This is a genomic window from Erwinia sp. SLM-02, from assembly GCF_037450285.1.
Taxonomy (GTDB): domain Bacteria; phylum Pseudomonadota; class Gammaproteobacteria; order Enterobacterales; family Enterobacteriaceae; genus Erwinia.
Map to the genome: position 1 here is coordinate 925,490 of NZ_JAQISN010000001.1, position 17,777 is coordinate 943,266.

The 17,777-nt window shown below is 57.1% G+C and carries 14 protein-coding genes; 5 read left to right on the forward strand and 9 right to left on the reverse strand.

Annotation, left to right across the window (positions count from 1 at the left end; genetic code table 11):
* Positions 1–10 precede the first annotated feature (10 nt).
* Complete coding sequence (gene licT, locus PGH32_RS04410; protein WP_314419545.1) at positions 11–856, reverse strand: BglG family transcription antiterminator LicT; 846 nt, start codon at positions 854–856, stop codon at positions 11–13.
* A gap of 457 nt (positions 857–1,313) precedes the next feature.
* Between licT and umuD the strand changes: the two genes are divergently transcribed.
* The 3 genes from umuD to PGH32_RS04425 all read left to right on the forward strand — a co-directional run bounded on the left by umuD (position 1,314) and on the right by PGH32_RS04425 (position 4,215).
* Positions 1,314–1,736 carry a translesion error-prone DNA polymerase V autoproteolytic subunit gene (gene umuD, locus PGH32_RS04415; RefSeq protein ID WP_314419544.1) on the forward strand — a complete coding sequence of 141 codons (423 nt, stop codon included), beginning with the start codon at positions 1,314–1,316 and terminating at the stop codon, positions 1,734–1,736.
* Positions 1,736–2,998 (forward strand): translesion error-prone DNA polymerase V subunit UmuC, encoded by a 1,263-nt coding sequence (umuC, locus tag PGH32_RS04420; RefSeq protein ID WP_314419542.1) that lies wholly within the window; start codon positions 1,736–1,738, stop codon positions 2,996–2,998. Before umuD ends, umuC begins: the two co-directional genes overlap by 1 nt.
* Positions 2,999–3,267: 269 nt before the next feature.
* Complete coding sequence (locus tag PGH32_RS04425) at positions 3,268–4,215, forward strand: ornithine cyclodeaminase family protein (RefSeq protein ID WP_337893281.1); 948 nt, start codon at positions 3,268–3,270, stop codon at positions 4,213–4,215.
* 592 nt (positions 4,216–4,807) lie between these two features.
* On the opposite strand, the gene PGH32_RS04430 is transcribed toward PGH32_RS04425, so the two are convergent.
* Positions 4,808–5,053 carry a DinI-like family protein gene (locus PGH32_RS04430; RefSeq protein WP_314419540.1) on the reverse strand — a complete coding sequence of 82 codons (246 nt, stop codon included), beginning with the start codon at positions 5,051–5,053 and terminating at the stop codon, positions 4,808–4,810.
* 151 nt (positions 5,054–5,204) lie between these two features.
* On the reverse strand, positions 5,205–6,146 hold the full coding sequence (gene ldcA, locus PGH32_RS04435; protein ID WP_337893282.1) for a muramoyltetrapeptide carboxypeptidase: 942 nt from the start codon (positions 6,144–6,146) through the stop codon (positions 5,205–5,207).
* Between the two features lie 308 nt (positions 6,147–6,454).
* On the opposite strand from ldcA, the gene emtA reads away from it, so the two are divergent.
* Both emtA and PGH32_RS04445 read left to right on the forward strand, forming a co-directional pair.
* Positions 6,455–7,063 carry a membrane-bound lytic murein transglycosylase EmtA gene (emtA, locus tag PGH32_RS04440; protein ID WP_337893283.1) on the forward strand — a complete coding sequence of 203 codons (609 nt, stop codon included), beginning with the start codon at positions 6,455–6,457 and terminating at the stop codon, positions 7,061–7,063.
* A gap of 139 nt (positions 7,064–7,202) precedes the next feature.
* Entirely contained in the window at positions 7,203–7,451 is a 249-nt protein-coding gene (locus tag PGH32_RS04445) for a GlsB/YeaQ/YmgE family stress response membrane protein (protein WP_123332837.1), read from the forward strand.
* Positions 7,452–8,622: 1,171 nt separating this feature from the next.
* Here the strand turns inward: PGH32_RS04445 and PGH32_RS04450 are convergent.
* The 6 genes from PGH32_RS04450 to PGH32_RS04475 all read right to left on the reverse strand — a co-directional run bounded on the left by PGH32_RS04450 (position 8,623) and on the right by PGH32_RS04475 (position 17,720).
* Complete coding sequence (locus PGH32_RS04450) at positions 8,623–10,758, reverse strand: TonB-dependent siderophore receptor (RefSeq protein WP_314419535.1); 2,136 nt, start codon at positions 10,756–10,758, stop codon at positions 8,623–8,625.
* A gap of 992 nt (positions 10,759–11,750) precedes the next feature.
* Positions 11,751–13,427: an alpha,alpha-trehalase TreA gene (treA, locus tag PGH32_RS04455; protein WP_337893284.1), complete on the reverse strand. Its 1,677-nt coding sequence runs from the start codon at positions 13,425–13,427 to the stop codon at positions 11,751–11,753.
* Positions 13,428–13,658: 231 nt separating this feature from the next.
* The gene (locus PGH32_RS04460; RefSeq protein WP_337893285.1) at positions 13,659–14,045 is read right to left on the reverse strand and encodes a hypothetical protein; all 387 of its coding nucleotides are present in this window, start codon (positions 14,043–14,045) and stop codon (positions 13,659–13,661) included.
* A complete protein-coding gene (locus PGH32_RS04465) occupies positions 14,027–15,346 on the reverse strand; it encodes a phosphatase PAP2/dual specificity phosphatase family protein (protein WP_337893286.1) in 1,320 nt (439 codons plus the stop codon). The genes PGH32_RS04460 and PGH32_RS04465 overlap by 19 nt, the downstream gene beginning before the upstream one ends.
* Complete coding sequence (locus PGH32_RS04470; RefSeq protein WP_337893287.1) at positions 15,339–17,102, reverse strand: bifunctional alpha/beta hydrolase/class I SAM-dependent methyltransferase; 1,764 nt, start codon at positions 17,100–17,102, stop codon at positions 15,339–15,341. The genes PGH32_RS04465 and PGH32_RS04470 overlap by 8 nt, the downstream gene beginning before the upstream one ends.
* 15 nt (positions 17,103–17,117) lie before the next feature.
* Positions 17,118–17,720 (reverse strand): CDP-alcohol phosphatidyltransferase family protein, encoded by a 603-nt coding sequence (locus tag PGH32_RS04475; RefSeq protein ID WP_337893288.1) that lies wholly within the window; start codon positions 17,718–17,720, stop codon positions 17,118–17,120.
* Between the last annotated feature and the right edge of the window lie 57 nt (positions 17,721–17,777).

Genomic DNA, 17,777 nt, shown 5'->3' on the forward strand with positions numbered 1-17,777 from the left:
AAAAGATTCGCTATTTCCCCTCGCTAAAAATCGCTATTTTTACCTGCTCAATGTGGATCGCCAGAAACATCAGTTCATCCATTGTTAAGGCGTGATCGTGATGTAACTCACTGTATTGACTTATTTTAACGGCACACGCATAGGCGTCTTTATATTTCCCCTTCACCAAATTAGCCAGGTCGGGGTCGCCAATATCCAGATGCTTTTTATCGAGGATGCGCTGGGCGAAAAATTTAAGATGGGTGACAAAACGCTGGTAGCTTAATGCCTTTTCCTGATAGGTAAGATCGAAGTGATAGGCCACCAGGCTTAATATGTCCTGTATGAAACGAGTGATTTTCATGGTGTTCTGCATATTATCATTGAGCTGAGCATTGACCAGGTGCAGGGCGATAAAACCAGCTTCATCTTCGGGTAATAGTATGCCGGTATGCTGATAAATAATCTGAAGGGCATCTTTCCCGACATCGTACTCGTGTGGATAAACTTTTTTTATTTCCCACAGTAACGCATTTTGAATACTGATGTTTTCTGAAAACCGCTGTAGTGCATAGTGTAAGTGATCAACCAGCGAAATTAATAAGCTGTCGTGTAGTTTTCCCGGCAGCCGACCGCGAGCCAGAGAAATAATAGCCTCCGTTGCCAGAATGCACTCTTTCGAAACCTGATCCAGTAAGGATCTGAAGTGGTCGCTGTAGGGGTTATCCAGTGAAAACGTTTTTTCGATGTTGGTGAGATTAATCTTTTCCCCGGCTTTTTTGTTAAAGCCGATTCCCTTACCCATGACCACCATTTCCTGTAAATTATCATCAACGGTGATAACAACATTGTTATTCAGTATTCGATCTATTTTCATCACAAGCTCCAGAGGGAACGGGGGCGGGCCATTTATCCGGAAAAAATAAATGAGCGCGCACCAGAAAGTCAATTGCCGGGTGTACGAAGGGCTTATGCAGCCGGTTCTTTTATCTTAATTGCCAGCAAGGTCACATTTAACGATCGGAACCGACTCTCCCCGGAAGGGGGGACTCCGGGCGATAACCGCCTCTTGTCTCTTTCAGACCGGCCAGTGAAAAGCGTTTAAAACGTCGCCCGGTACGATAACCGTATCTGAAAAGCGTGGAAAACGATCGGTCAGTCCGTGAGCGGCCTCGACGGCGGAGAGTGAAACCGGGGAACCTGCCCGGCACCGAGGCAAAATAAATTCCCTTTTCTACCAACTGCTTTACAAAAAGCGTCGGTTTCTTGCCTTGATCAAACCGGTAAAACAATATTACTGTATTTATATACAGTAATCGTTTGAGATCGTAACCATGAAGTTTTATCAGCCCGCAGAAATTCGCGCCATTCTGAACCTGCCGTTGTTTATCAGCCGGGTGCCCTGCGGCTTTCCGTCGCCCGCCCAGGACTATGTTGAACAGCGCATCGACCTCAATGACCTGCTGGTGAGCCATCCCAGCTCAACCTATTTTATCAAGGTCAGCGGTGATTCAATGATTGAAGGCGGCATCGGCGAGGGCGACATGCTGGTGGTGGACAGCTCGCTGAAAGCCGGGCACGGGGCGATCGTGGTGGCGGCCCTGGACGGTGAGTTTACCGTCAAGCAGCTGATGCTGCGGCCTTATCTGCATCTCCGGCCAATGAATCCCTGCCATTCGATTATTCCCATTCCTGATGCCGACCAGTTCGAAATTTTCGGCGTGGTGAAGCACGTCATTAAAACGCTGGGCAACTGATGTTTGCCCTGGTGGATGTGAATTCGTTCTACGCCTCGTGCGAAACGGTGTTCAGGCCGGATCTGAAGGGCAAGCCCGTCTGCGTACTGAGCAACAACGACGGCTGCGTGATTGCCCGCTCGGCGGAGGCAAAAGCGGTCGGCGTAAAAATGGGCGAACCCTATTTTAAAATCAAAGATCATCTGCGGCAGCATCGGGTGAACGTGTTCAGCTCAAACTATGCGCTTTACGCCGATATGAGTACCCGGGTCATGACCACGCTGGAGGAGATCGCCCCCGCGGTGGAGATTTATTCCATTGATGAAGCGTTTATCGATCTGACCGGCGTGCGCAACTGTCGGGTGCTGGAAGAGTTCGGGCGCGAGATCCGCGAACGGGTGAAGCGTGACACGCACCTGACCGTTGGCGTGGGGATTGCCCAGACCAAAACGCTGGCGAAGCTGGCTAACTACGCGGCAAAAACGTGGACGCGAACCGGCGGCGTGGTGGATTTGTCGAACGTGGATCGCCAGCGCAAACTGATGGCGCTGATCCCGGTAGAGGAGGTGTGGGGCGTCGGTCGGCGCATTAGCAAGAAGCTGAATGCGATGGGGATTATCACCGCAAAAGATCTGTCAGAGCAGAGCACGTGGATTATCCGTAAGCACTTCAACGTGGTGCTGGAACGCACGGTGCGTGAACTGCGCGGTGAGCCGTGCCTGGCGCTGGAGGAACAGGCACCGGACAAGCAGCAGATCCTCTGTTCGCGATCGTTTTCCACGCGGATCGTCGACTATGCCGATATGCGTGAGGCGGTGTGTAACTACGCGGTGCGCGCGGCGGAAAAGCTGCGGGAAGAAAAGCAGTACTGTCGGCAGATTGCGGTGTTTATTCGCACCAGCCCGCATGCGGTCGATGAGCCGTTTTACGGCAATCAGGCGATGAGTATGCTGCTGACGCCGTCGAACGATACCCGCGATATTATCCGCGCCGCGATGAATGCGCTCGATCGCATCTGGCGGGACGGGCATCGATATATGAAGGCCGGGATAATGCTCGGCGACTTTTTCAGCCACGGCGTCTCGCAGCTTAATCTGTTTGACGATTTCAAACCGCAGCTGAACAGCGAAGCCCTGATGCAGGTGATCGACGGTGTGAATCAGGACGGCCGGGGCAGGCTGTGGTTTGCCGGGCAGGGGATCCGGAAGCCCTGGGCGATGAAGCGGGAAATGCTGTCACCGGGTTATACCACCCGCTATCAGGACCTGCCGGTCGCGAAGTAACACCGACGCTGATGGATGGTGAATGTGATCCTTCTCTTAATTAATAAAAAAAACGGTATCAGCGACAAATTAATTACAGCTAACTGATTATTAACAATATAAAAACATTTCCCTGCCTGAATTTTCTATCAGTACGTAAAGCCTTTCTATCTTTGTGATGGGCCATAAATTGCCGCGGTTGATCTGCATCCCTACGGTATGCACATTATTAAGTCGTCACTACCCCCTTACTCATTGATTTCATGCTGATTACGTTCAGGAGCTGCGTTATGCATTTTATTTCTGCTGAGATGATTCACTCGTCGCTGGAATGGGAGGGCGCAATAAACGCCATCCATTCGGCTCATCTGGGTGCCCGCCATAGCGGGGACGGTTTTTTCCTCGGTGATGCCGCATACGGTTTACTGAGCCGCGCCGTTATTCTTCCCGGGCGCGGTGCCGGGTTAAAAATTGCCTCAATCTGTCCGGCTAACGCACAGGCCCGGCCACCGCGCGCGGTAGAGGATGCCGCCTTTGTGGTGATTAATGAAGAGACCAAAGCCCTCTCTGCGGTGCTGGATGGCCCGGCGATCACCCGCTGGAAAACGGCGGCGGATTCGGTTGCTGCCGCCCGCATACTGAGCCGTGAAGACAGCGCCACGCTGCTGGTACTGGGAGCCGGGCCGGTGGCGACGGCGCTGGTCGATGCCTATCTGCATATCCGGCCAGCCATTCGTACCGTTCTGCTGTGGAATCGCACGGCGGATAAACTGATCCCGACGCGGGCAGCGTTAAAGGCGAAAGGAATTGAGGCGGAAATAGTGCAGGATTTAAATGCTGCCGTGGCAGGAGCCGATATTATCACCGCCGCCACCAGCTCGGCTTCGCCTTTGATTCTGGGGGAGTATGTTAAACCCGGCACGCATATCGATTTGCTGGGCGGATATCGCCCGGACATGCAGGAGGCGGACGTTGCCGCCGTGGCGAAAGCGCGCCTGTTCGTTGACGATCGTACCAACGCCGCGATGTCGGGCGATATCTGCATCCCGCTGCAGCAGGGGGCCATCACTGAACGGCATATTGAAGCCGATCTCTACGAACTTTGTCAGAGCACGACGTTCAGCCGGCAGAAGCAGGATATTACGCTGTATAAAAACGCGGGTGGGGCGCATCTTGATCTGATGGTCAGCCTGTTGGTGATCGAGCGGATAAACGCGTCCACTGAAGCACAGGCGTAGAGCGGTTCACCCGGTAGCCTTGCCCTCGCTTATCGGGTGGATAGCGGCCGTTGGCCTACTGACGCCGTGGTCGGTGGAAAACCTCCGCCAGCAGTCCCGGCAGGCAGGCACCCACAATAACCAAAAATCCCATCAATGGCCCCCCAATCAGCAGCAGGGCGCAAAACATTACGGCGTTCATGAGTGTCCTTGTGTTGGTTTTCTTCCTCTGGCTGACGCGCCAGGCGTGATTATGCTGCACCTAACGCGGGCGTTGCGCATTGATCGGAATCACAATTTTACGGTGCACTCACGCGAGGGCGTCGGTGGACCGCCGCTGGCGCCTTCACGCGACGGTTTCAGGCTGTGGGGCATGATTGAAAAGGGGGAAAAAGCATAAGGTTTATTTCAGCGGGGATAAGGCGGTGTATGTTATAACAGTTAATATTTACTTATATTTACGCAAAAAAAAAGCCCGCTAAGAGCTTTAATGCGGGCCAACACCAGGGAAATCGATTAATTTTAATGATAGGAGTATTCTCAGTTATTGCCAGGCAAAAACGCATTATTTGCGAGCGAAATCAAAAAAAATGTCGAATCACCCATTTCTGTATCAAAACTCTTCAGCAATCAGCCACTGGTCTGCTTCATCAAACATTTCTTCGATAATGCGCAGCAGCGTGGATTTATCGGTTTTACTGGCATCGCTTTTTACGCCGTTAGCCTGCATGGGTTTCACTTTAACCTGCGCATCGGGAAACACCCGCTGAACGCGTTTTTCCAGCTCTTCCAGGATCAGCTGCTCTGCGTTAGCCAGCCCCGCCACGTTGCGCTTGTCATAAATCAGTTCAACAAACATCTTACTTTCACTCCCTTAATATTTATCTGTATAAAAATACAGGTATACAGGAGTGGGTTCAAATACTATTTGATAGACCGTCTGCCCGCGCGTCCCGCGTATGGGCTGGGTTCCGGCAAATACGCCGCGCGGCGAACGCGTTTTCATCAAATCACTGACTCACCGGTGACAATCCGATTGCGGTATGGCCGGAGATCGCCAGCGCCGCCTCGCTGCCGTTAACGCTAAGCCTGGCCTGCGCCCCCAGCGGTAGCGTTACGGTGTTGCGGTCATGGCCGAAATCCAGCCCGCTCACTACCGGCACCCCGCTGCGCTGCGTAATCAACGCCCAGACGCTGGTTAAATCGTAACCGTTGTCGTAATCGGAAAGCGTATTGCCGGTAAAGCTTCCTGCCACAATGGCCTTCTGCCGGGCCAGAACCCCGCTTTCCAGCAGTTGAAGCAGCATACGTTCAATACGGAAAGGGTGTTCATTAACATCCTCGATCACCAGAATCCCATCCCGGATATCCGGCAGCCACGGCGTGCCGATCAGCGAGGCAATCATCGCCAGGTTGCCACCCCAGAGCGTCCCCGAGGCATCAAGCCGTTGCGGGGTCGTTTGCCAGCGGAGTGTAAACTGCGGTGAGGTTAGCGCCAGCCAGAAATTGTCGACGGTGAAATCAGAGAGCGTTTCCGCACCGAAATTCCCCGCCAGCATCGGCCCGCTGAAGGTGATGATTCCGGCCTTAGCCAGCAGGGCCAGCTGAATAGCGGTGAAGTCACTGTGCCCGCACAGGGCAACAGGCCGATCGCGTAGCCGTTCAGCCAGGCTCTTATAGTCAAGATCGGGCAACAGGCGACTGGCACCATAGCCCCCGCGCACGGCCAGCACGATGTCCGGCAGCGTCTCCAGCCGGGCGAGATCGTTAATATCGCCCAGCCGTTGCGCATCGCTACCGGCAAAACGCTGTTCGCGCCTGGCGATAATATCGGTATTTGTCACCCGATGCCCGTCCGCACGCAGGCGCTCGATACCGCGCTGTGCGGCCTCCGGGTTGTGGCAAAAGCCAGAAGGGGCGATCAGATGAATATTGCGTGGAGACATGGCCATAATACGTACTTATCTCATCCGGATAGTGATTTTACCGACGTATATCAATACTTTTTTCATCCCGTGCGGCTATAAAAAGTGTGCCCTGCCGCAGGTTGGTGAAATTTTATACGCCTCGAAGTGAATTATTTTTGTACACTCGCTGTCGAATTCTTTCGATGATGACGAAAAGCCGTAGTGATGTCATCAGCCGCAGCCAGCAAATTAAGAATTACGGCGATTTTCTGCTAACCGGCACGTCGTATGATAAGCGCGACGCCAGGCTCAGAGGATAAATAAGCGTGCATAAATGCGTGAAAACAGCGGCAATGATTGCTGCACTACTGCTGGCAGGCTGTGCCAGTGAACCTGCAAAGAAGATTGCCCGTCAGCCGGATACGCCGCTGACTTCAGCACCGCCTCAGAAAGTGGCACAGGCCTGGTCCCTTTTCACTGAAAACGCAGCCCGTAGCTACGGGGTCGATCAGAAGCTGGTGGATGCGATTATTGCTGTGGAATCCGGTGGGAATCCAACCGTTGTCAGCAAATCTAACGCCGTGGGCCTGATGCAGATTAAAGCCTCTACCGCGGGGCGCGAAGTCTATCGCGCGCAGGGCCGCCACGGGCAGCCGAGCAAAAGCGAACTGCGCGATCCGGTAAAAAATATTGATATCGGCACGGCTTATCTGCGCATCCTGCAGCGGCAGCAGCTAGCGGGTATCCGTAATCCGGAAACGCTGCGCTATGCCACTATCGTGTCTTATGCCAACGGAGCGGGGGCGCTACTGCGGACTTTTTCGCGGGATCGTAGCCGGGCAATTGCCATGATAAATGCCCTGAGCCCGGAAGAGTTTTATCAGCACGTACAGAACAATCACCCGGCGGCACAGGCTCCGCGCTATTTGTGGAAGGTGACAACCGCCTACCGGACGATCTGAAATCATAACCGGTTTTGATAAATGCTAAAAAATTTTCAAAAAAAGTTCGTCCTTAAATCACAGACTTAGAATCCTCTCCTATACTTAGTGCAGTTTTAATCGTGCCAGTTTGATAACGGTAATCATTAAGGGGGAGTAAATGGGTATTCTGTCATGGATCATTTTTGGATTGATCGCCGGTATTATCGCCAAGTGGATTATGCCAGGTAAGGACGGTGGTGGTTTTATCATTACCGTGATACTGGGGGTTGTCGGTGCGGTAGTCGGCGGCTGGATCAGTACCTTCTTCGGTTTTGGTCGGGTCGACGGGTTTAATTTCGGCAGCTTTGTCGTGGCGGTGATCGGTGCCATTGTGGTGCTGTGGATTTACCGTAAGGTACGTAGCTGATACGAATAGAGCCTGCGGGCTGGTTTCGTTGAGAATTGTGGAGCCACTCTCTGTTAAGAGGGTGGCTTTTTTGTTGGCGGCAAGGATGCCTGGATTGGTGGATTGGTGGATTGGTGGATTGGTGACAGCGGTGACAGCGGTGACAGGGAGCCAGCCTGTGCGGCGGCCGGCCGGTCCTCGCGCCACGCGTTGCGTGGTGCCCTCGGTTGCCGCATCTGGCCGGTCGGACCGGCGGAGACGGACCATCCCTGGTCCGACCCCGCCTGACGCCAGCGTCCCTGCTGGCGTCTCCTGGCCCGCTGCGTTCACCTCGGCGCTGCGGATTACCCGTCCGCCGCACAGGCTGACTCCCTTTCGGCTATGTGCACCGCAGCCAGATAAGGCCATTCCTGTATCGACCCCGCCTGACGCCAGTGTCCTGCTGACGTCTCCTGACCCGCTGCTTTCACCTTGGCGCTGCGGAATGCCCGTCCGCCGCACAGGCTGGCTCCCTTCATGCAATGTGCTTCGCAGCCTTAGCGGCAATATAAATTTCCCTGAAGACAATATTGGAGTAACGAAGCGGACTGGCGGTTTTCCCGGTTGGGCATCCGCAGCGCTGAACGGAGAGAGGAAGGCCGGATTCGGCCGCATGGACAGGTGACAGGTAGCCAGCCCGCCTGACGCCAGCGTCCCTGCTGGCGTCTCCTGGCCCGCTGCGTTCACCTCGGCGCTGCGGATTACCCGTCCGCCGCACAGGCTGGCTCCCTTCATGCAATGTGCTTCGAAGCCTTAGCGATAATATGAATTTTCATGAAGTAAGAGCAGAATTGAAATTTTATACGGCACGAACATTATTCTGAAGACCATACAAAAGTTATGAAGCAGACTGGCGGTTTTCCCGGTTGGGCATCCGCAGCGCTGAGCGTAGAGAGGAAGGCCGGATTCGGCCGCAGGGACGCGGACGAAAAGTGCAGCCGGGGCAGGAGGCCCCGTCTGCACTGGTCCGAAAGACTGAGGAACGAAGTGAGGGCACCGCGAAGCGGCGCGAGGACAGTCCCATAAGGGAAAACCGCCAGTCAGCGCCACCACCGGACATACAGACGGCAAATTACCCGTGCAGCCCGCAAATCATCCCGCCAGCGCAACGATCTGAGCCAGCGCATCGGACCGCGCTGGCTCAAGCTGTAAATCAGAAATCATACCCCACGGTCGCCACCACAGAACGCTCCGCGCCCCAGTAGCAGTAACCATAACCGTAGCAGGCCGCAACATAATCGCGCCCGGTCAGATTATTGGCATTCACCTGCACAAATGCACCCTTCAGGCTGCTGTTCCACGCGCCCAGATCCGCACGCACCGACGCATCAAACAGCGTCACCGACGGCAGGCGAACGGTATTGGCATTATCCGCCCACTGCTTACCGATATAACGCACGCCCGCACCGGCGCTCAGACCATAGTCAAACTTGTAGTTAGCCCAGGCAGACGCGGTCGCATTAGGGGAAACATAAGGCGTGTGGCCGTTGATAGACTCACCGGTCGAGGCATCAATCGCCTCTTTATAACGAACGCGGCTCAGCGTGTAGTTGGCGATAGTACTCAGGCGCGGCGTCAGCTGATTGCGTGCTTCCAGCTCCAGACCGCGCGAGTTGACCTTACCGGCCGGATCGTAATATCCGCCCTGTACGTTACGGCTGCCGACGTTTTTCTGCGTCAGATCGTAAACCGCCACGGAATAGAGATCGGATGTGCCCACCGGCTGGAATTTCACCCCGGCCTCATACTGCTCGGCGGTGGTTGGCTGCAGCAGGTTGCCGTCGGCACCGGTCAGCGACTGCGGTGTGATGGCCTGGCTGTAGCTGACGTAAGGTGAAACACCGTTGTCGAAGGCGTACAGCAGCGCGGCACGACCGCTGATGTGGTCGTCCTGACGACGATTATCGTTACCAAGGTCGATATTATTGATTTTCGATACGATGCGGTCATAACGGCCGGAAACGTCGAAATGCACGCGATCCCACTTCATCTCATCCTGCAGATACATCCCGGTCTGGTAGTACTGGCGCTCGGAGTGAATAAAGTTGTAGTCAGGACGCACGCCGATGGTCTGGCCGGTTGCCGTATTCAGCTGTGAACCGGATCCGCTGGCGTCATGCAGGTCGTTTTTATACTGATGATACTCCACGCCGAGCACCACTTTATGCTCAACGTCGCCGGTGGCAAAATCGGCTTCCAGCTGGTTATCGATGGCGAAAGCATCCAGCGAAGAACGCGAGCCGGAATAGTAGCGGTTCATGATATCGCTGTCGGCGGAAACCCAGCCAATCTGATAGATCTGATCGAGATCCACATTGGAATGGCTGTAGCTGGCGGTAGAACGAACGGCCCAGGTATCGTTAAAACGGTGGGCGAATTCGTAGCTGTAAATCTGCTCATGGCGCTTAAAGCGATCGAGGTCGGAATCACCGTCGTAGAAGCCGGTGCTCAGCTTCTTGCCGTTGTGCTCATAAATACTGCCTTCGCCCGGAACGGAACCGTGGTAGCCGCCGGACGGATCCTTCTGCAGGTAGGCTTTCACCAACAGCGACGTGTACTCATCCGGCTGCCACAGCAGGGAAGGGGAGAGGGCGTATTTTTCTTCACGCGTGTGGTCGTACTGAGTGTCGCTGTTGCGCGTCAGGCCGGTCAGGCGGAAGGCCAGCTGGTCGTTAATCGCGTTGGTATAATCAACGGCCACGCCGGAGGTGCTGTTATTTCCCACGTAGGTACGGAAATGGCCTTCTTCCGTAAACTGCGGACGTTTGGAGGTTTCCATCACCAGACCGCCCGGCACGGTTTGACCGTACAGCGCGGAGGATGGGCCTTTAATTACGTCGATACGCTCCAGGAACCACGGATCCACCTGCAGCACGTTAAAGCTGCCCGGATCGCTCATCAGGCGCAGGCCGTCGAGGAAGATATTATCGACATCGCCGCCGTGGAAGCCGCGTAGCGAAACGGTGTCATAGCGGGTCGCGGCCCCGCCGAAGTTGGTAAAGGCACCGGCGGTATAGTTCAGCGCCTGGTTGATGCTCATGGCACCCTGGTCTTCCATCTGCTGGCGGGTAACAACCGAAACGGACTGTGCGGTGGTAATCAGCGGCTCATCGGTTTTGGTCGCGCCTTTACTGCTTTTGACCGTATAGCCAGCGGTTGGCGAAGTGGCGGACTCTTCCGGTGCGGCGGTGACCGTGATGGTGTTTTCTGCGGCAACGACGATCCCGGGCGCGATAAGTGCGAGTGAACAGAGCAGCGCAGAACGCTTCAGGTTGAAAGCCATACTCATTGTTAATATCTCTTATTAGGGTTGAAAAAATGCCACCGCGTTGAGTGCGGTTTACCTGTCTGTATTGTTAGCGACAGGTAAATGTAAAGAGTTGTAATAATATCAATGAGAAGTATTATCTTTTCGATTAATGCTTTCAAGTATTAATTACAGTTAATAATTGCCTGTTGGCTTCCAGTAATTAACCTGAAAAATGATGGGCATGGGGCATGGGGCATGGGGCATGGGGCATGGGGCATGGGGCATTTGAGGCTTAGGTGTTCGGGAGCCAGCCTGTGCGGCGCCCGGCCGGTCCTCGCGCCACGCGCTGCGTGGTGCCCTCGGTTGCCGCATCCGGCCGGTCGGACCGGCGGAGACGGACCATCCCTGGTCCGACCCCGCCTGACGCCAGCGTCCTGCTGACGTCTCCTGGCCTCTTGCGTTCACCTCGGCGCTGCGGATTGCCCGGCCGCCGCACAGGCTGGCTCCCTTTCGGCTATTTACGTCGCTGCCTAAGCTGAGTGGGTGTTTTTCTGAAGATATATGAGCCATACATTAACAGGTGGCTTTTACTGAATACCACACTGGAATAACGAAGCGGACGGGTGGATTTCCCGGTTGGGTATCCGCAGCGCTGAGCGCAGAGAGAAGGGCCGGATTCGGCCGTATGAGCATAGGTGTCCGCGAGCCAGCCTGAGCTGAGTGGGTGTTTTTCCTGAAGGCAGCATCATAGTAACGAAGCGGACGGGTGGATTTCCCGGTTGGGTATCCGCAGCGCTGAACGGAGAGAGGAAGGCCGGATTCGGCCGCAGGGACGCGGACGAAAAGTGCAGCCGGGGCAGGACGCCCCGTCTGCACTGGTCCGAAAGGCTGACGAACGAAGTGAAGGTACCGCACAGCGGCGCGAGGACCGCCCATTAGGGAAAATCGCCAGTCCGCGCCTTCACTGAGAACGCAGACAACACATCACCCGGAAAAAGCAGGCAGGCAATCCCCGCAGAAGTTAACCCGCGCTACTGCGCCGCTTTCACCACCCCAATATCACCCACGTTGTTACAGGTCTTGTCTTTCGGGCAGTACAGATCCAGCAGCTTCAGCGTCACGCCGTTGGTCCAGCCAAAGCCGTCCTGCAGCGGATATTCACCGCCGCCGCCGCCGCCCAGACCTTTACCCTCGACCACGTATTTTTCCACCAGCTTGTGCTCTTTATCGTAGGTCGCCTGCACGTTCTGCAGGAAGCGCATACCGACCTCTTTCGCCAGTTCCTGCTTGCCGTAGTGATTCAGCCCCTCAACGGCGGCCCACTGCAGCGGTGCCCAGCCGTTCGGCGCATCCCACTGCTGGCCGTTGTTGACGGTCGTTGTCACCAGCCCGCCCTCCTTCAGCAGCTGTGCCTGCACCGCGTTGGCCGTTTTGCTCGCGTGGTCATCGGTGGCGGCCTGCAGATAGAGTGGGAACAGCGCCGCGGCGGTAAGCTGCGGGCGCACGCTGCCTTTCTGCCAGTCGTAATCGGCATACCAGCCCTGTTTTTCATCCCACAGATAGTGGTTAATCGCCTGCTGGCGTTTTTCCGCCAGCGTATCAAAACGCTTCGCGGCCGCATCGTCTTTGGCAATCCGGCTGGCTTTCGCCAGGGTTTTCTCCAGGTGGAACACCAGCGCATTCAGATCTACCGGCGCGATGCGCGTGGTATGGATGGTGCTGAGATCGTCAGACTTATCGAACCAGCGGGAACTGAAGTCCCAGCCGGAGGCGGCACCGGCACGCAGATCGCGGTACAGCGACGCCTTTTCACGATCTTTGGCTTTATCGGCGGTAGTGATGTCATCCATATAGGATTCGGTGCGCGGCACGTCGCGCGCGTCCCAGTAGCGGTTCAGTACCGTACCGTCTTTCAGCTTCACCACCCGCTTACTGGCCGCACCGGCGGCTACACTCTCGGCGTCGGCCATCCAGTAGTCATACTCTTTCTGCAGCTGCGGACGATATTTACTGTAAACCTCGTCACCGCCGTGGGTTGCCAGCAGATCGACCATCATACTGAAGAACGGCGGCTGCGAACGGCTGAGGTAATAACTGCGGTTGCCGTTAGGAATATGGCCGTATTTGTCCAGCTCCCAGGCGAAGTTATCCACCATATCCTGTACGCGATCCCAGTGGCCGCTCTCGGCCAGCCCTAACATGGTGAAGTAGCTGTCCCAGTAATAGACCTCGCGGAAGCGCCCGCCCGGCACCACGTAAGGCTTCGGCAGCGGCAGCAGGGAATCCCACTGGTTGGCCTGGCTGGCGGAGCGGGTCAGCACCGGCCACAGGCCGTTGATGTGTTCACGCAGGCTCTGCCCGGCGGGAGGAACGTACTTCTCACCCTCGCCCGGCAGCGTAAAGTTGGTATTCACAAAGCGCTTGAGATCAAAATTGCCCTGCGATTTCTGCATTTGCCAGTCGGCGAGAATGGAGGTCGGATCGCTCTTAGGTACCGCATCGGCAAAGGTTTTTTGATCGGGGTAAAATTTCGCCGCCTGTACGGCGTGATACAGCGGACCGAGGCGGACATCCGGCGGCTGCGGGGTGCTGCTCAGCATTCGCTGATTGTCTTCCGCCTGCGCCGCACAGCTGGCCGCGACCATTCCCGCCAGCAGCAGCGGATAAATCAGGCGCGCACTCAATCGACGTTGTTCGACTTTTCTCATCGGCTTTTCTCCATGTCCAGACCCGGTTTGATCTGTAAGCTGTTGACCCTGCAAAAAACTTTAGACGACTTTTCGTCATTGGTCAGGGAAGGAAGCCGGAAAATGTGAGTCAGATGGATATTTTGGCGGGTGGAACAGGCAGAAAATTGCTGATGATGATGCACCCTGCCGCGGGAAAAATGCCGGCATGATGACACCCCAGACGCGGATCCCGGAGAGGGGGTTACCCGGCTAAATCATCCATAAAACCGAAAAAAGCGCCACCAGCCAGAGGGCGATCAGCGCCCCGATTGCGCGCTGAAATATCCGCCGCACGCCGTGCCAGCGCGCCTCGAATGAACGCACGGGGCCGGGTTTAGCCGACCATAAGCGGGCCATCGCGGCGTCAAACGGCGCCAGGTCGTGCTCGGTTTTCAGCAGCGTGAACAGCCGCTCATCCAGCCACAGACGCCAGCAGTAATACTGCGTCAGCAAAAACAGCACCAGCAACAGGGCGCTCTGGTAAGACCCCAGCAGCAGAAAGGCCAGCGCCAGCGGCGGCAGGCTCAGCAGGGCGAAGCCGCGCCAGCTGGCGAGGTGGATTTGAAGCACGCGATGCGTCATGCGGATATCGGACATGAGACCTCCTGAAAATCTTCCAGCAGCCGTAAATGCTCCGGCGTCAGTACCACCTGCGGCCGCTGTGCCCGGATCGTTTCAACTGCCTGCGCAACGCTGGCCGCGTGCCCTGTCGCCAGCAGCCAGGCGGCGACTACCGTCGCACTGCGGGATAAGCCGAGTGCACAGCAGACCAGCAGTGAACCCTGCGGCGTGCGCAGCCGGTTTAGCCGTTCCACCGCGCGCTGAAGATCCGCCAGATCGGGCACCAGCAGATCCATCATCGGGTAGCTGTGCCAGGCCGCGCCGGGGGCGGGGCGATGGTGAAATTCAGCGGTCAGGTCCAGCACCGCCGTGAAGGGCAATGGCCGGTCGGGGAAGCCGCCAAGGGCGACGTCCGCAAAAACCGGCGATGTGGCGGGCAGCGTGCGGGAAAACCAGCGCTTCGACAGCCTGGCCCCGGCCAGATACGGCCACAGCAGCCAGCGGGCGGAAAGCGACAGCTGGCCCTCCGGCGTTTTCTGGAACACGGTGGTCCCCAGCCCGGCATAGCCGGCGGCCACCATCAGCAGCGCGGCGGCAGGCCACAGCAGAATAGTGCCGTAAGGCACGCCCCACGCGAGAAGGCCCATCAGCAGCGCACCGATGGCATAGCGTCCACCCAGCCGCCGGGCGCGAGAAGAAGGCCGCTGCCAGCGCCAGCGGCCCGTCACCGGAATGGCGTAGCTGATGGCGATGCCCGCCGCTATGCCGGTTATCACGTCAATAAAGTGGTGCTGCCAGGTGGTCATCACCGAGACGGCAATCAGCCAGAACCAGCCGCCGGCCGGCCAGCGCGCCGGGCCGGTTAAATGCTGGCGAAAGCGCAGCCACAGCAGCCAGGTCAGAATGATATGCAGCGACGGCGCCTGATTGTAAGGCAGGTCAAACTGTTCAAGCTGGTGGAACAGCCAGCCGAACAGCCCCGGTGAGTCCGGGCGGGTAAAGGTAAACTTCAGCGGAAACAGCAGGAAACCGGCGCAGGCGACCAGCGAGGCAGCCAGCAGCCGCCAGGCATGACGGGTCAGCTCCCGCTGTGAGGTGCAGATAAACAGCGATATGCCGTACAGCAGATCGATACTCCAGTACGGCACGATGGTCCACGGCATAAAGGGAATGGCGTGTTCCCAGCTGAAGACCAGGCTGCCGACGTCGGCGCGGGCGGCGGTAAAATGGTTGACCTGCCCGTAGCTGAGAAAGAACAGCGGCCCGAGCAGCAGCAGCCAGCATAACGCCTGCTTCCACAGGCGGTAGCGGCCCGGTGCAACGGCGGAATCAGCCATGGGGCTTTCTTACCGCCAGCGATACGGTGAAAATACCAAATTCATCAATGACCTGCTGGCGCTTTTCGAAACCGGCGGCCTCCACCAGCGTGTCCATCTCTTTCTGGCTGCGCACGCGCATAATCCACGGCATGCCGTTTTGATGGCTGGTCAGCGTCCAGGCGATGGTTTTTAACTGCGGATGCCACGGCTGTCCGGTGTACACCAGCACGCCGCCCGGCGGGATCGCTGCCGCCAGCCCGGCCAGCGAGGCTTTAATCAGCGCGTTATCCGGGAAGAGTTCATACAGCCCGGAGACGATGCCAAGCGTGGGGGCAGGATCGAGAGCGGCGAGGGAAGCGGTGTCAAAGGCGTTGCCGTGCCGGAACTGCGCCAGATGGCCCAGCCCGCGCGACGCAATCATGGCCTGGCCTTTTTCCACATTGAGGTCGCTGTAATCCCGCAGCAGGATGCTTTCAATCCCGGGCTGATTTTCCAGCGCATCCAGCACGTAGCGGCCGTGTCCGGCAGCAATATCCACCACCCTTACCGGCAACGCGTCCTGCTGTAACTGCGCCACAGCCCGGGTAATCATCTGCTGGATATGCACCTTCCGGACCCGGATGCCGCGCCAGCCGATGCTGTTCAGATACTGCCGGTCGATCGTCCGGCCGAGTAACCCCCTGCCTTCAGGCTGATTGCGGTAAACGTAATCCAGGGTGCTGCCGGAGTCGAAGCCGGTTTCATAGCCCAGCCGCATCCCCGCCGACTGCCGGCCGAGGGTTTTCATCCCGAAACTCATGGCGGCATAAAACAGCCCCTCGGGCGAGCGGGAGTTCGGCGGCGCCTGCAATTCGCGGAAGGCATCCGCGCTCGGGCTCCAGCGGTCTTCCTCATCGTAGTTAAAGACGTAAGGCGCAGCGGTATACAGGCGGTCGATAAAACTTTTCATTTTATCGAAGGCCAGCTGGCGATCCTTTTCGCCCAGCGTGTCGTGATAGAAGCCGGGCAGAATATGCTGCTCTTTTATCGCGCTGCGCAGCCCGGCATAAAACTGCTTCTGCGGCCCGGCGTGTACCACGAAATCATCGCCGGAAATCAGTAACTGAGTGGGCAGGGTGATGGCGGCGGAATCGGCAACGATGCGCTCAGCGGTCTTATACAGATCCAGCAGGATATTGACGGCGATCTGCCGGGTAATCAGGGGATCCTGCTCGAAGCTGGCGATGCGCTGCGGATCGTGGCTGAGGAATTTTCCCTTTACGTAGGAGTTGACGTAGAACAGGCCGCGAAGGCGCTGCATTAACCCCAGTCCGGCGCGGGCAAAAGGCACGTACAGCTTGACCTTAAAGGCCGGGGAAGCCAGCACCATCCCCCGGATTTTGGGCGCGTAGTCATGCACCCAGCTGGCGACCAGCACCGCGCCGACGCTCTGTGCTATCGCCACGATGTCCTCCATGTCGACCTGCGCATCTCCGGCGACGAAGCGCACGAATTCGTCCACGTCCAGCACCGAGCGCGCCAGGCTGGGGCTATATCCGCGATCTCCCGGCGTGTGGCCGTGGCCGCGCGCGTCCCAGGCATAAAAGTGGGCGTCGGGCATCATCAGCTCATCAACAACGTGCTGTAAGCGCCCCGAATGCTCATGCCCGCGATGGAACAGCACGATGACTTTACGGCTGGCGCTTTGCGCTGCGGGCCAGTGGCGGAAATACAGCCCGGCCCCGTCGCTGGTGATAAACGTACCTTCCCGGCACTGACGTGTTGGCTGACTCATCACCGATTCCTTATTTCAGACGGTTTTCGCCGCAATCGCACTGCGGCAGCGGTTAATACAGGTCCAGACCAGCAGCAGGGCACAGACGGCGAACACCACGTTAAACGCACCGATAAACTGCGGCCAGAGGGCAATCACCAGGCCCGATGCGCCAAAGACCAGAGCGCGATCGCTTTTCCCCAGCGGGCCGCGATAGTCGCGCACGCCGGTCAGCGTCTGGCAAAGGATGCCGCAGAATTCCGTCAGCCAGGACAGCAGTACCACCACCACCACCAGCCAGGGTGAGATGCCGATCAGGAAGGCAAAAGCCAGGTAGAGCGCGGCATCCGAAATGATATCGCCCACCTCATTCAGCACGGCACCGAGCGTGGACTGCTGATTAAACTCTCGCGCCAGCATGCCGTCGATGGCGTTCAGCGCCATGCGCAGGAACAGGAAAATCGGCAGGGAGATAAATAACAGCGGGTGCGGGAAGGCGATCAATATGCCGCCCAGCACCACGGAGGCCACCATCGCCAGCAGGGTGACCTGATTGGCTGTCACGCCGCCGGCATGCAGTCGGGCGACCAGCGGCCTTAACAGGTTCTGAAATTTGGGTTTGATGTCGTACAGCGTCACGTTATGGCTCCTGCCTTTCGTCACGACGGGCACGATGCCCGCTCGGGTATGAGGGAT

Coding starts and splice junctions, on each gene's coding strand:
- licT (WP_314419545.1), bottom strand. CDS start 856: ATGAAAATAGATCGAATACTGAATAACAATGTTGTTATCACCGTTGAT.
- umuD (WP_314419544.1), top strand. CDS start 1,314: ATGAAGTTTTATCAGCCCGCAGAAATTCGCGCCATTCTGAACCTGCCG.
- umuC (WP_314419542.1), top strand. CDS start 1,736: ATGTTTGCCCTGGTGGATGTGAATTCGTTCTACGCCTCGTGCGAAACG.
- PGH32_RS04425 (WP_337893281.1), top strand. CDS start 3,268: ATGCATTTTATTTCTGCTGAGATGATTCACTCGTCGCTGGAATGGGAG.
- PGH32_RS04430 (WP_314419540.1), bottom strand. CDS start 5,053: ATGTTTGTTGAACTGATTTATGACAAGCGCAACGTGGCGGGGCTGGCT.
- ldcA (WP_337893282.1), bottom strand. CDS start 6,146: ATGGCCATGTCTCCACGCAATATTCATCTGATCGCCCCTTCTGGCTTT.
- emtA (WP_337893283.1), top strand. CDS start 6,455: ATGATTGCTGCACTACTGCTGGCAGGCTGTGCCAGTGAACCTGCAAAG.
- PGH32_RS04445 (WP_123332837.1), top strand. CDS start 7,203: ATGGGTATTCTGTCATGGATCATTTTTGGATTGATCGCCGGTATTATC.
- PGH32_RS04450 (WP_314419535.1), bottom strand. CDS start 10,758: ATGAGTATGGCTTTCAACCTGAAGCGTTCTGCGCTGCTCTGTTCACTC.
- treA (WP_337893284.1), bottom strand. CDS start 13,427: ATGAGAAAAGTCGAACAACGTCGATTGAGTGCGCGCCTGATTTATCCG.
- PGH32_RS04460 (WP_337893285.1), bottom strand. CDS start 14,045: ATGTCCGATATCCGCATGACGCATCGCGTGCTTCAAATCCACCTCGCC.
- PGH32_RS04465 (WP_337893286.1), bottom strand. CDS start 15,346: ATGGCTGATTCCGCCGTTGCACCGGGCCGCTACCGCCTGTGGAAGCAG.
- PGH32_RS04470 (WP_337893287.1), bottom strand. CDS start 17,102: ATGAGTCAGCCAACACGTCAGTGCCGGGAAGGTACGTTTATCACCAGC.